9 protein-coding genes are annotated in these 13,792 nt (G+C 42.2%); 1 reads left to right on the plus strand and 8 read right to left on the minus strand.

From position 1 onward, the window contains the following. The first annotated feature begins 3 nt into the window (after positions 1-3). Positions 4-1,224, plus strand: a complete 1,221-nt coding sequence (locus tag ACFQZX_RS09145) for a glycosyltransferase family 4 protein (protein ID WP_377114091.1) — start codon at positions 4-6, stop codon at positions 1,222-1,224. Here ACFQZX_RS09145 and ACFQZX_RS09150 read toward each other — a convergent pair. The 8 genes from ACFQZX_RS09150 to ACFQZX_RS09185 all read right to left on the minus strand — a co-directional run bounded on the left by ACFQZX_RS09150 (position 1,187) and on the right by ACFQZX_RS09185 (position 13,783). Next, a complete protein-coding gene (locus ACFQZX_RS09150) occupies positions 1,187-3,529 on the minus strand; it encodes a mechanosensitive ion channel family protein (protein ID WP_377114094.1) in 2,343 nt (780 codons plus the stop codon). The genes ACFQZX_RS09145 and ACFQZX_RS09150 overlap by 38 nt on opposite strands. A 199-nt stretch (positions 3,530-3,728) precedes the next feature. Further along, positions 3,729-4,757: a cytochrome d ubiquinol oxidase subunit II gene (locus ACFQZX_RS09155; RefSeq protein ID WP_377114097.1), complete on the minus strand. Its 1,029-nt coding sequence runs from the start codon at positions 4,755-4,757 to the stop codon at positions 3,729-3,731. Beyond that, positions 4,754-6,094, minus strand: coding sequence for a cytochrome ubiquinol oxidase subunit I (locus ACFQZX_RS09160; RefSeq protein WP_377114100.1), 1,341 nt, complete (start codon positions 6,092-6,094; stop codon positions 4,754-4,756). Before ACFQZX_RS09160 ends, ACFQZX_RS09155 begins: the two co-directional genes overlap by 4 nt. Positions 6,095-6,238: 144 nt before the next feature. Then, complete coding sequence (locus tag ACFQZX_RS09165; protein ID WP_377114103.1) at positions 6,239-6,703, minus strand: DoxX family protein; 465 nt, start codon at positions 6,701-6,703, stop codon at positions 6,239-6,241. Between the two features lie 174 nt (positions 6,704-6,877). After that, positions 6,878-8,287 carry a TolC family protein gene (locus ACFQZX_RS09170; protein ID WP_377114105.1) on the minus strand — a complete coding sequence of 470 codons (1,410 nt, stop codon included), beginning with the start codon at positions 8,285-8,287 and terminating at the stop codon, positions 6,878-6,880. A 144-nt stretch (positions 8,288-8,431) separates the two neighbouring features. Beyond that, the gene (locus ACFQZX_RS09175; RefSeq protein WP_377114107.1) at positions 8,432-11,632 is read right to left on the minus strand and encodes an efflux RND transporter permease subunit; all 3,201 of its coding nucleotides are present in this window, start codon (positions 11,630-11,632) and stop codon (positions 8,432-8,434) included. 118 nt (positions 11,633-11,750) lie between these two features. After that, complete coding sequence (locus tag ACFQZX_RS09180) at positions 11,751-12,878, minus strand: efflux RND transporter periplasmic adaptor subunit (RefSeq protein WP_377114110.1); 1,128 nt, start codon at positions 12,876-12,878, stop codon at positions 11,751-11,753. A gap of 302 nt (positions 12,879-13,180) precedes the next feature. Next, positions 13,181-13,783, minus strand: a complete 603-nt coding sequence (locus ACFQZX_RS09185) for a TetR/AcrR family transcriptional regulator (RefSeq protein WP_377114112.1) — start codon at positions 13,781-13,783, stop codon at positions 13,181-13,183. Positions 13,784-13,792 lie beyond the last annotated feature (9 nt).

Here is a 13,792-nt window from a genome sequence, read left to right on the forward strand (position 1 = left end):
CTTTTGAAAAAAATAAAGGTCGCGTTTTTTGCCGATATACTGACAGAAAACCTTGATGGCGCTGTACGCACAATGTACCAGCTCATCAGCAGGATTGATACTACGGTTTTTGATTACCTGTTCATATACGGTGCAGGGCCTGATACAATCAATACTTTCGATACATTCAGGGTTCCGTTTATTAAGTTGCCTGTAAATAAAGGTTACTCGCTGGCAACACCGGGCGTGGCAAGTTCAAAGCTTAAGGAAAAGCTGCAATACTTTGCCCCCGATATAGTTCATATTGCTACACCTGCTTTTCTTGGTAATTTTGCATTACAATATGCCAACAAAACTGGCTTACCTGTAATAAGCATATATCACACTCATTTTATATCTTATGTAGATTACTACTTAAAATACCTCCCTTTTTTTATTAAGCCTGTTAAACGTGGCATTTCTACAGGCCATAAAAAATTTTATAACCGCTGTACTAAAGTTTATGTACCATCAACCAGTATAAAAGCAGAGTTAGCAGGCATGGGTGTTAGTTCAACTAAAATGCAAATATGGAAAAGAGGGGTAGATACCACTTTATTCAATCCATTAAACCGGGACAAACGGGTGCTTGAACGCCTTACAGGAAACACTCATCCTACAATAATATTTGCAAGCAGGCTTGTTTGGGAAAAAAACCTGGAAACCCTTATTGAAATATATAACCAGGTACAAACACAAAATTTGCCGGTCAATTTTCTGATAACAGGGGATGGCAGCGCACGTAAAGCATGTGAGGCACGTATGAAAAAAGCTGTCTTTACAGGTAGGGTAGATCATCATTACCTCGCTTCTTTATATGCTTCGGCAGATGTTTTCCTGTTCCCTTCTGTTTCAGAAACCTATGGTAATGTAGTGGTAGAGGCTATGGCCTCGGGCTTGCCATGCGTTGTTGCCGATGGCGGAGGCTCTAAAGATTTTATAGATCATGGTGTAAACGGGTTTAAATGCAGCCCTTATAACGCTGCAGATTACATTGAAAAAATAACCGCTATAATCAATAACCGCACATTGGCCCACCAGTTTATTACAGCAGGCCTTAAGTACACGCAACAACTTAGCTGGGATACACTGGCCGACACTTATTTTGAAGATGTAAAAAGCCTTGTGCCGATTAACCTTCAGTTGCAGGCTAAAGCAAAATATACAGCTACATTACCTTTATCTGCGCTTCGGCAAAGCGGTTGATCAGATTAGCTAACAGCATACTTTTAAACGTAGGTTCGATATAAACATTGGTTATCCATATCAATATTTTCAGTTCAACCACATCTAATGCTATGGAATTAATCAGGATTTCGGGAGTAAGGTTTTTCACTGTATGTTCCGATTTAGATAGCTCATCCTGGATGATCTTCATAACATTATTAAGATCTGTGGCAACGTTAACCTTAAATACTATCTCCGACTTAACATAGGCTGCGTTTTGCGTCCAGTTAACAAGCCGGTTAGAGAGCAGGTCGCCATTAGGAATGATCACCTGTGAACCATACTGTGTCAGCATCTTGCTGGACCGGATACCAATATCCTGTATCTTTCCTTTTTTATCGGCAAGTTCAATAAAATCTCCTATATCAAAAGGCTTTTCAAATATCAGAATGATACCCGACACAAAATTGTTGACTATATTTTGCATACCAAGGCCAATGCCCACACTTAATGCGCCTAATACAACGGTGAGTTTATCCATAGGTATACCCGATGCAGTTACTGCCAGTAAAATCCCTACAATAGCTATCACAAGCCTTATTAATGTAAGCTTTGAACTTTTATGTTCAACCTGGTTGCCAAACGTTACAGATTTTTCACCAAACAAAACCTCAACACTTTTTTGAAGGATGTTAGATACATAAACTATAACTGCAAAAAAAAGTACATTGCTAAGCGTGAAACTGATAGTACCAAATGAACGCTTTTTAACAAGCACATCATGGAAAAAGCCAAACACACCACCAGCAATGCTCAGGTTGATAAAAAACACCAACACCCAAAGTATCACCGCGATAACGGATAGCATTTTCTGGAAAGATTTTCTGGTGCGGCTAATATCTAATCTGGAAAATATGCCCCCGTTACATGCACTTACTTTTATTTGTAACTCCAGTGCATCTGTAAATATCTGGATAAATACAGCTAAACCTATCACCTGTGTAAGGCCTATTATAGCCGTTGTGGTATAAATCTTAGCTAAACTGATGCGGCCAAATATATTAAGCAGAATAGCCAGTAAATTGAGTATGATATAAATGATCAATACCGGTTTTACCAGGCCTTTTTTAAAATTGGCTTCCTTAAGTTTTTTATAGAACTGATAACCTATATACAATGAAACCACATTAATGGTAATAAGCAGTAAGCGCATAAAAATGGCATCATGTACCACTGCCGATACCCCCATTATAGCTATAAACAAACCAAATATTAAAAGCCAGTGGCGAAAGTCCTTTGCAGGCAATCGTTTTTTGAAATCGATTGTAAGTAGTGTAAGCAGCGCGAAAGAAATGATCTCTATGTACAACGATGGTGAATCGGGCTCAAAAATTGGTGTAAATATCAATATCACTATAAGCGTTGGAACAATAGGTAATGGAGTGATATATTTAAAATTAAGTTCACCTGCTTTTTCTCTAAATTCCGCTTTTTGTACCTTTCGGTAGTTAAGCAACACCCACAGGAAAAATATGCCACCAAAAAGTAACAGTAACACCCGGTTATCCCAGGTGGATTTAATAAAATAGTTAAGAATTTTATTCTGGCCGGCGTAAGAAGATGTTATCAGTTCTGAAAGTTCCTGTCCTTTCACTTCGGTAGGGGCCGACCATATATAAGGCGACTCTTTTCTTAAGGCACTTTTACCAGATGTTTGCAGCCTGTCGGCTATATTGGCTTGTAATTGCGCTATCTCCAGGTTTACGGCAGAAACATCTGCCAGCAAACGGCTCACGGTATCCAAGTTAGCGGTGGTTAGTTTACCCGCGTTCTGCAAGCGCAGTTTTACATCAACCAACTGCCCTTTGTAAAGCTTTCTGGCGGTAGTGTCATCTGCCTGAACCATCAGCACCGAATCTTTGCTCAGGTCCATGACATCTTTGGCCATCCGCTGCAAACTATTGGTCGATTTGGTTAGCCTATCCTGCAACTCAAGCAACTTATCGCGCGAGTTTTTGAGGATCAAATCATAGTTCATCAGTGTTTTAGGCTCAATAATCCTCTGGGCAACACCCAAATCTGTTTTTATAGGATTAATGTTTTCCTTTATGGAGGCTAATTGTTCTGTGGCATCACGTGTGCCATAACCTTTTTTGTTAGATGCGTTTATTTCGGTAATGGCTGCCTGGGCGCGTTGAAGCCTGAATAACAAGGTATCAGGAATGGTTTGCCCTGAATCTGACTTCAGCTGTATATCTTGTGCGCGAGAACTGGTTATACATAAACTTAAGACTGTAAACGATAGGAATAGGTATGCTAAATAGCCGGTTTTTCTGAACATCATAGTTGTTACATTTAGATTATACCTAATGGTATGCAACTGCGGTTAACAAAGCGATAACAACTTACTGGTACTATTTTGTTTGATTTTTAGCACATTTATCTATGTTGCTGTAATCTAAATATTCCTTATAGTTTACTTTTGAACTACTATTTTACAATACGGGCCGGGTAATTAGGACTGTTATTTTTATAAGTGTTGCTTAATGATAACTTTCGTTATTGGCAACCCCTTTTTTCTTCTGAAAGCTCCAGATCAGGTAAACCAGCGCAGGCAAAATGAAAACACTACCTACAAGCAAAGCGATGCCTAAAGCTTCAATGGCTTTATCAGCCCCGCGGTTGCCTATTAAGGATAAATATTTACCATTTTTGAGAATAATGATATTGGGATAATGCTTATAGGTTGTTGTAAGCAAAATCATGGTGACCTGAAACCCTGCCAATACCCTGATGATATAGCGCTTGCCCTTAGCAATGAACATCCACATCAATACCAAAGAAATGGTAGCCAAAGCCACTGCGGCGATACCTATAATATTACCAAACACCCATTGTATAAGCGGTATTTTTTCTGATATAGAAGCGATAAATACCGCAATTCCGGATAATACGGCAGCAACGTTCATTAACCTTGCTTTGCGGATGAAACTTCGCCTTTCAAGATCCTCTGTTGATTCGCCTATAAGGTAGACGGCCGCCAGATACCCACACAATGATGTAGTGAAAAAACCTATGGCGACCGAGAACCAGTTAAGCCAGCTATAAATATAAGCATCCAAAAAGTTGGTCGCATCAGGATCCACACGCCCGGATACCGTGCTGCCGGCTATAATCCCTAAAAACAAAGGTGTAATAAAGCTTGAGTATACAAATATCTTGTTGTACACCTTTTGCATGTTATCATTTACGGCATCATAATTACGAAAGGTAAGGGCAGTGCCACGGGCGATGATACCCATCAGCATGATGGTGAGCGGTATATGCAGATAGGTGGACATGGTGGCATATATCACCGGAAAGCCTACGAAAAGTATTACAATGGCTATGATCAGCCACATGTGGTTGGCCTCCCATATCGGGCCGATGGCGTTATACATCACCCGCCGCGTACGCGATTTATTGGGCGAGGAAGTAAACAGCTCTATAATACCCGCCCCAAAATCGGCGCCACCCATCACCAGGTACAGCAGCAGCGCTACCCATAAAAAAACTATTACAACATATATCATAGTGACTGATCTTGGTGAAGGGTTTTAGGTTTAACATCGTAAATAAATGGAACCATTTTTATCTGCCGGTATAATAAGAATATTACCACAAGGCTAAGCGTAAAATATACTGCTGTGAACAGGTAGAAGGAATAATGGATACCCGGCATTGGCGTCACGGCGTCGGCAGTGCGCATAACTCCCTGAATGATCCAAGGTTGTCGGCCTACTTCCGTCACCGTCCACCCGGCTTCAACGGCAATGAAACCAATAGGGGTAGCCGCAATAAACAGTTTAAGGAACCAGCCTTTTTCAAACCAGTTTTTCTTTTTCCAGATGGCTATCAGGTATAAAATCCCTAAAGCCATCATCATCATGCCCAGGGCCACCATCACCTGGAAGGCGTAATGCGTTACCGCCACCGGCGGATGATCTTTTTCAGGGATCTGGTCAAGTCCCTTTACCGGGGTTGTAAAATCATCATAAATTAAAAAGCTCAACATTCCCGGCAGCTCAATCGCATGATCAACTTTTTTGTTCTTTTCATCCGGTATACCGCCTATCAGAAGCGGGGTAGCAGGGCGGGTTACAAAATGCGCTTCCATTGCGGCAAGTTTTGCAGGTTGCCTTTTAGCTACCATTTTTGCCGATATATCTCCGCTTAAGGGTTGCAATATGGCAGCAATCACCCCAAATATGGCCGCGATTTTGAAAGAACGTAAGTGAAAGTCGACATTACGTTTACGTAGTACCATTAAGGCATGTATACCTGCAACCGCAAAACCTGTAGCAGCAAAAGCCGCGATAGACATGTGCAGCGCCTGTGAAAACCAGGCAGGGTTAAACATGGCCTTTATAGGGTCAATATTCAGGTATGTGCCGTTTACGTAATTAAAGCCGGTAGGGGTATTCATCCATGCATTCGCAGCTACAACCAATACACCTGACATTAACCCGCTGATGCCAACTACTATACCTGTAAACCAGTGGAACCAGCGGTTAAAACGGTTCCAGCCGTACAGAAAAAACCCAAGGGCTATCGCCTCAATAAAAAAAGCGGTACCTTCTAACGAGAATGGCATCCCGAAAATAGGCCCGGCATGTTTCATGAAATTTGGCCATAGCAGGCCAAGCTCAAAAGATAGTACTGTGCCTGATACAGCCCCCGTAGCAAAAAAAATAGCTACGCCCTTGCTCCAGGCTTTTGTGATGTTCTGATAAACAGGTTTGCCGCTTTTTAACCATATAAAGTGCGATACCGCCATAAAAAAGGGCATTACCATGCCTATGCAAGAAAATATAATATGAAAGCCAAGCGATAGTGCCATTTGCGACCTGGCGGCCATGAAATTATCCATACTGCAAGTTTAATACTACGCAAGCGTATCATAGCATAAATTGCAGGATTTTAATAATTTAGAACGAATAATAATTACACAAATAAATATCTGCTTATTTGTTTTTCGGCGATTTATAAGTATAACAAATGTAGCAGTAACTTACTAAATTTTATTAGCATCAGATTTATCCTGATTCATGGTCTCAACAAGATGATCGATTGAAAAAGGGCCTGAACCTATCAACAGGAACAGTGTAAGTAATGTACAGGCAAATACCGACATCCAAAGATCATTGTTAAACCCCGACCGAAATATATTGATCAGAAAAAGCGCTGATACCACAACCGGCAATTGTAAAATACAAAACAACCTTGTAAATAAGCCCAATATTATACACAGGCCACCCGCCATGTGTACTGCGGCAACATAATACATTACAAATTGCAAAACCGGCTCCGAAAGGTTTACAATATTTTGTTCCTCAATAGTATATTTCAGAAAAGTCATGTTTTGCATAAATGCAAAGCCTTTTAAAAAAAGGAACAGGCCGAGTGCTATACGCAAAACATCAAGCAATGCAGGGTGATGCCTGTCGCCCCACTGCTCAATTTTATGAATAACGTTCATGGCTTTTAGGTTTATTATGTATAATACTACACAAAATAATAACGCAGTTGTTTTGGTGATATTGCTTTTTAGGGTTGATTACCATTAAGTTAACGAAAGCATTAGCCACAAAAAAAACCGCCCTCCAACGAATCGGAGAAGCGGCTTTTCTTCAAATCACTCATCAACAGAAGATCATTTCCAGCCGCCGCCCAAAGAGCGGTAAAGTTCGGCCACGGCGCTGAGTTGCGCACGTTTGATGGATGCAAGTTCGAGTTCGCTTTGTAATACATTGCTTTGCGCGGTAATCACCTCCAGGTAATTAGCCATGCCATTTTTAAATAACAAGTTAGCGTTGCCGGTTGCCTGCTGCAGGGTATTTACGCGGTTTGCAGCAATAACGTGCTGGGCCTTCAGCTTCTCTATCCTTACCAAGGCATCAGACACTTCCCCAACAGCATTTAAAACAGACTGGCGAAATTGTAATACGTTTTTTTCGCGCTCTATCTTCGCAACCTCATATTGTGTTTTCAACCGTTTGCGGTTGAAGATAGGCTGTGTGATACCACCGGCAACAGTGCCAAACAACGATGCAGGGATATTAAACCAGTTGCTGGCTTTAAAAGAGTTTACCCCGCCTGTAGCCGTAATATTCAGCGAAGGATACATATTTGCTTTAGCGATACCTACCTGGGCGTTTGCTACGTTTAACTGCAGTTCGGCGCTTTTAACATCCGGCCGGCGACTAACAATAGCTGATGGCAAACCAGCAGGAATGTTATCTGTTACTGGCAGCTCTGCCAGCTTAGTACTGCGGTCAATTTTACTTGGTAAGGTACCCGCTAAAACACGCAAAGCATTTTCCTGTATAGTAATGTTCTGCTCAAATTCGGGCACCAGGCGTGCAGCAGCCAGTTGTTGCGCTTCGGCTTGTTGTACAGCTAACGAACTTACCTGGCCGGAATTGAATTGCAGGCGGATGATGCGCAGGGTGCTGTCGTTAAGCCTTACATTCCGCTGAGCTATATCCAACTGTTCATCCAGCATCAGCAGGTTATAATAACCTTGTGATACAGAAGATACGATATTGGTCTGGATGGCTTTTCTTGCTTCTGCTGTTTGCAGATACTGCGCCAATGCAGCCCTGCTTTGGTTGCGTATTTTACCCCAGATATCAGCCTCCCATGATAGCGCCAGGTTAGCGTTATAATCTTCAATATGCTTTGTCCCCACACCGAATTGGCTTAAGCTTAAACCATTAAGGCTATTGTCTGATGGGCGGCTGGTACTTGCAGTTACATTTAAGTTCACCTGTGGTGTATAATTAAACTTAACCTGTTTAAATAACAGCTCTGATTGCTCTATATTCTTCAATGCTATCTGCATATCATAGTTGTTGGCAATGGCGCTGTCAATCAGCTTTTGCAAAGTTGCATCAGTAAAAAAGTTTTTCCATTGTATATCAGCAATACTGCTGGTATCGCTGTTTTCGGCTGCATTTCTGAATGCTACAGGCAATGCAGGTTTGGGTGTTTCGACGTTTTTAGAAACGTTGCAGGCGCTTATAATCAATAATAAGGCTAACCCGCTTAATATTTTTTTCATTGTTGTTGTGTTGATGATAGACTCACCTGGTCATCGCTCCGTTCGACCACCCTCTCTCCGCAAGCGGAAAGAGGGCTGTCTTTTTTTTACCCTCTTTGCGTAGCAGAGAGGGTCGACCAGCGAAGCGTAGTCGAGGTGAGTTAATTATGATAATTCCGGTTCCAATTGTTTTACGTGGTGCTCACCATGTTCGCCATCCAGATGTTTTTCTATAGGTGTGCCGCTAACCTTTTCCTGCAGGTATTGGAATATTACGAACAGGACAGGAATAATGAATAAACCTAAGATAACGCCGGACACCATACCGCCTGCTGCACCAATACTGATGGAGTGGTTACCCTGGGCAGATGGGCCGGTAGCTATACTCATCGGGAACAAGCCGAATACGAATGCCAGCGAGGTCATCACTATAGGGCGTATCCTTAGCCTGGCAGCCTCGATAGCCGCGTCGACCAGACTGAGTCCTGCTCTTCTTTTTTGTACCGCGAACTCCACAATCAAAATGGCATTTTTGGCAAGCAAACCAATAAGCATGATAAGCGCTACCTGTACATAAATGTTATTTTCAATACCGGTTAAACCTAATACAGCAAATACACCGAATATACCAGTAGGGATTGAAAGGATAACCGCCAGTGGCAGGATATAGCTTTCATATTGTGCTGATAGCAGGAAGTACACGAACACCAAACAAAGCATAAATACTACGGCAGATTGACCGCCTGAAGATATCTCCTCGCGGGTTTGGCCCGAGAATTCATAGGCATAACCGGCAGGTAGTTGCTCCTTAGCCGTTTCCTCAATCGCCTTGATAGCATCACCAGAGCTGTAGCCCGGTTTAGGTATGGCATTCACCTCTATAGAATTGAATAGGTTGTACCGGGATGCTGTTTCTGAACCATAAACACGGGTCAATTTAACTAAAGTGTTGATAGGTACAGTTTCTCCTGTTTTGTTTTTAACAAACACACGGTCAATGGCTGTAGGATCGGTACGGTCGGCTATATCAGCCTGAACCACCACGCGGTAGTATTTACCAAAGCGGTTAAAGTCTGAAGCCTGCGCGGTACCAAAGTAAGCCTGCATGGTTGATAGGATGTCTTTAACATTTACACCCAATTGATTGGCCTTTTCGTCGTTGATCTCTAACTGCAGCTGAGGATAATCAGCTTTGTATGAAGTAAAGGCGTAAGCAACCGCCGGTTTTTGCATCAGCTTAGCTATAAAGTTATTTGCTATTCCGCTAAACTTATCCAATCTGCCGTTGGTTTTATCCTGCAGCATTACATCTAACGCTTCTACGTTACTGAAACCTGGAACAGTAGGGAAACTGAATACAAAGAATGTTCCTCCCGGTACCGAGCCTAATTTTCCCCTTACAATGTTTTGTATTTCATCAATGTTTTTTACCTCACCGCGTTCTTCGGTAGGTTTCAAAAGAAGGAAAATAACACCAGCTGACGGACTGCTTGATTGTGTTAAAAAGTTAAAACCGGATAGGGCGGTAACAAACCTTGCTGAAGGCAGTGTTTTCAGCTGATCTTCTGCCTGTTTGAAAATTTTGTTGGTACCGCTCAAAGATGTTCCGGATGGAGTTGAAACAGCTATCGCCACAAAGCCCTGGTCTTCAGTAGGGATAAAGCCGGTTTTGGTTCTGTTAACCATAAATACCGTAACAACAACAAGCAATGCAAGACCGGCCATACTAACCCATTTGTTACGAATTAGAAGTTTTATACCGTCTACATACTTATTGGTCATGTAATTGAAGCTGCCGTTAAAGCCTGCATAAAATTTATCTGCAAAACCTTTCTTAGGTGCTTCGTGCCCATTTGCGGTATGTTTGTTTTTAAGGAACAAAGCCGCCAGCGCAGGGCTTAATGTTAAGGCGTTTACCGCAGAAATGATAATGGCTATGGCCATAGTCAACGCAAACTGCTTGTAAAATATACCTGTTGAACCCGACATGAAACTTACCGGCAAGAACACGGCAGCCATAACCAGTGTAATGGATATAATAGCGCCGGTAATTTCATGCATGGCATCTGTAGTGGCTTTCTTTGGGGTAAGGCTCGGGTCGTGCTCCATTTTAGCATGCACGGCCTCTACCACCACAATGGCATCATCCACTACTATACCAATTGCGAGTACCAGTGCAAACAACGTAAGCAGGTTAACCGAGAAGCCAAAAAGGTTCATGAAAAAGAAAGTACCGATAATAGCAACAGGTACGGCTATAGCAGGTATCAGGGTCGACCTGAAATCCTGCAGGAATATGAACACTACGATAAATACCAGAACGAATGCCTCTATCAAAGTGTGCTCAACCTGGCTGATAGATTCATCCAAATCTGTTTTTGTACGATAGAACTGATTGTATTTAATGCCGACCGGAAAATCTTTGGATGCTTTTTCCATCAGCTTATCAATAGCTATCTGAATTTCGTTGGCGTTTGATCCTGATAACTGGATAATACCAATGATCACGCCATCATGCCCGTTAAGGTTACTGTAGCTATTGTAAGAGTAAGCACCCAATTCAACCCGGGCCACGTCTTTTAAATGCAGTACAGAACCATCTGCATTGGCACGGATGGCGATGTTCTCATATTCCTCGGGCTTGGTAAGTTTACCTTTATATTTAATTACATATTCAAATGCCTGCTCACTGCGCTCACCAAAGCGGCCCGGGGCAGCTTCCAGGTTTTTATCCTGTATAGCCGCCATTACTTCAGCAGGGGTAATTTTGTAGGCTGCCATCTGTGCCGGATTAAGCCAAACACGCATTGAATAATCCTTAACACCACCAAATACCTGTGCAGAACCTACACCCGGGATACGCTTAATTTCAGGTATGATATTGATCTGCGCATAGTTTGCAACAAATGTGGCATCGTATTTTTTAGGATCTTCGGTGTAAATAGCCATCGCACCAATAAAGCTGTTCTGCTGCTTGGTGGTGGTAATACCATATTGCACAACCTCGGCAGGTAACTGGCTGGTAGCCTGAGATACCCGGTTTTGTACGTTTACCGCTGCCTGATCGGGGTCGGTGCCTTGTTTAAAGTATACGGTAATACCCAATGTACCGTCGTTACTGGCGGTAGAGGTCATGTAGGTCATGTTCTCTACACCGTTAATTGCTTCTTCCAAAGAAGGGGTTACCGAACGTAAAATTGTTTCGGCGTTTGCGCCCGGGTAAACAGCAGATACCAATACAGCCGGAGGGGCAATGTTTGGAAAACGCTCTAAGGGCAGTTTTGTTAAACCGAGTATACCAACTATCACCAATAGGATGGAGATAACGGTTGATAATACCGGCCTTTCTATGAATTTCTTAAACATTTTGATAAGTTTTGCAGGATTGTTACAGCAAAGCGGTGGCTGAAAGCTGGGTTTTTACCCGCTTTAAATCGTTATTGCTGTTCCTATCCTTAGTTCTTGTTTATGAGTTTTCGTTTATTTAGTTAGCAGCTACCTTGTCTGGCTGAGGTTGTGGTTTTATCACCATACCTTCCTGCAAGCGGTCTACACCGCTTGTAACTATCTGGTCGCCGGCCTTTACGCCATCTTTAACCAGGTAATTGTTGCCACTGGTGCCAATAATAGTGATAGGCTGCTTTTTAACCTTGTTGCTATCGGCAACGGCAAACACAAACACCTTGTCCTGCATTTCAACAGTAGCTTCCTGCGGAATAATCAATGCGTTTTCGTGCTGCAGGCTCAAACGAACCTTACCTGTATTGCCCGAACGTAATAACCCCTGCGGATTAGAGAAACTTGCCCTTACGCTGATAGCACCGGTAGTTTTATCAAACTGTCCGTCTATCATATCGATATGGCCTGGCTTGGTATATTCGCTGTTATCTGCTAATATCAATGCAACAGGTGGCAGGTGTTTTAACTTATCCTGCAGGGTTGATCCTTCATACTGTTGTTTAAAGGCAACAAAGTCTTTCTCGCCCAATGAAAAATACACGTGTACATTATGTACATCTGATAGTTGGGTAAGTGACTCCACATCCTGCGGCGATACTAAACTACCTTGTTTTTTCAGCAAGCGGCCTATGTAACCGCTTACGGGCGCTTTAATAAGAGTGTATCCAAGGTTGATCTGAGCAGTAGAAACGTTTGCTTTAGCCGATTCGATATTGGCTTTTGCTACCTGTTGTGTTGCCTTGGCAGATTTAAGTTGAAATTCCGATACCACTTTGTTCTGCACAAGCGGGGTAAGTTTATCTATCTCTAACTGAGCGTTTGCGTAAGCCGCTTCTGCAGCGTGCAGGCTTGCCAGCGCATTGTTTAATGCTGCGCGATAAGGTTGATCGTTGATTTTAAAGATCGGCTGACCGGCAGATACGAATGCACCTTCGTCAACAAATACTTTATCTAAAGTACCGCTAACCTGTGGGCGCACTTCAACATTTACTGTACCTTCTATCGAGGCTGGATATTCCTGGTAAGTAGTTCTGTTGCCGGCAACTACATTGGTTACAGGTAAAACAGGTGGGGGTGGGGCCTGAGGCGTCTCCGGCTTAGTGGAGCAGCTGAATAATGATATTGCTATAATAGCAGCTAAGATAATTTTCATGATGATGAGTTTTGATGATGAGTTAACTGATGTGAGTTCAGCCCGAAGGCTGTTTATATATATTGTGTCGGTTGTTTTTGTATGAGAGTTCATGATTAGTACAGTTAAGTCTTGTAAGTAGGTGTTCGTTTATTGTAAAATATCACCCGCCCTAATGATAGCGGATCAGGAATGTTATTAACATTGATAAATTATTTAACATTGTTAAGTAGATATGAAAAATTAGTTGCATGAGTTTTTAAATTCCTTAGTCTAATCTTATAACATCGTTAAATGCATTAGCGATATTATGCTGCCCTCAATTAAGGGGTTATCGACCTGATTATGCCCGTTATCGCGTCTCTAAGTACTTGTTTATTTATTTCATCAGAGTTGCCACGGTTCACCAGGTTTATAGAAACCAACCCATGTATTACAGACCAGAAAGTGTAGTACTTGGTACAAACAACATCTGAATCTATATCATCGATGTTCATCAGTTTGGCTATCGATGGCGTAACAATACTCCAGGGACACTCAGCTTCAGGTAATTTGTTTACCATTTCGCAGCTACAACTTGTAGTTACACCAAACATCACCTGGTATAATTCTGTGTAATCAAATGCGAAGTTCCAATAAGCAAGCCACATTTCTTCCAATTGCTGGGCTGGTGAATCATGCTTATCTTTTGCATCCTGAAGCTTTTTGGCAAGTTTTAAAAAACCTGTGCGTGTAAGCTCCAATATAATGGCGTCCTTGTTCGCGAAATATTCATATATGATAGGGGCGGTGTACTCAATGGCATCTGCGATTTTACGCATGCTGAGTGCCTGCCACCCTTCCTTTTTGACAATTTCAAGCGCAGCTTTCAGGATATTTATCCTGGTCTCTTCTTTCATCCTCGCAATTCTTTCCTTGCTGGCCATTGCTTTATT

Source organism: Mucilaginibacter litoreus, assembly GCF_042676805.1.
GTDB classification, from domain to species: Bacteria; Bacteroidota; Bacteroidia; order Sphingobacteriales; family Sphingobacteriaceae; genus Mucilaginibacter; species Mucilaginibacter litoreus.

What these genes read in the sequence shown, in the direction of transcription:
- ACFQZX_RS09170 (WP_377114105.1), bottom strand. Translation starts at nt 8,287, where the DNA reads ATGAAAAAAATATTAAGCGGGTTAGCCTTATTATTGATTATAAGCGCC.
- ACFQZX_RS09165 (WP_377114103.1), bottom strand. Translation starts at nt 6,703, where the DNA reads ATGAACGTTATTCATAAAATTGAGCAGTGGGGCGACAGGCATCACCCT.
- ACFQZX_RS09155 (WP_377114097.1), bottom strand. Translation starts at nt 4,757, where the DNA reads ATGATATATGTTGTAATAGTTTTTTTATGGGTAGCGCTGCTGCTGTAC.
- ACFQZX_RS09180 (WP_377114110.1), bottom strand. Translation starts at nt 12,878, where the DNA reads ATGAAAATTATCTTAGCTGCTATTATAGCAATATCATTATTCAGCTGC.
- ACFQZX_RS09150 (WP_377114094.1), bottom strand. Translation starts at nt 3,529, where the DNA reads ATGATGTTCAGAAAAACCGGCTATTTAGCATACCTATTCCTATCGTTT.
- ACFQZX_RS09175 (WP_377114107.1), bottom strand. Translation starts at nt 11,632, where the DNA reads ATGTTTAAGAAATTCATAGAAAGGCCGGTATTATCAACCGTTATCTCC.
- ACFQZX_RS09160 (WP_377114100.1), bottom strand. Translation starts at nt 6,094, where the DNA reads ATGGATAATTTCATGGCCGCCAGGTCGCAAATGGCACTATCGCTTGGC.
- ACFQZX_RS09185 (WP_377114112.1), bottom strand. Translation starts at nt 13,783, where the DNA reads ATGGCCAGCAAGGAAAGAATTGCGAGGATGAAAGAAGAGACCAGGATA.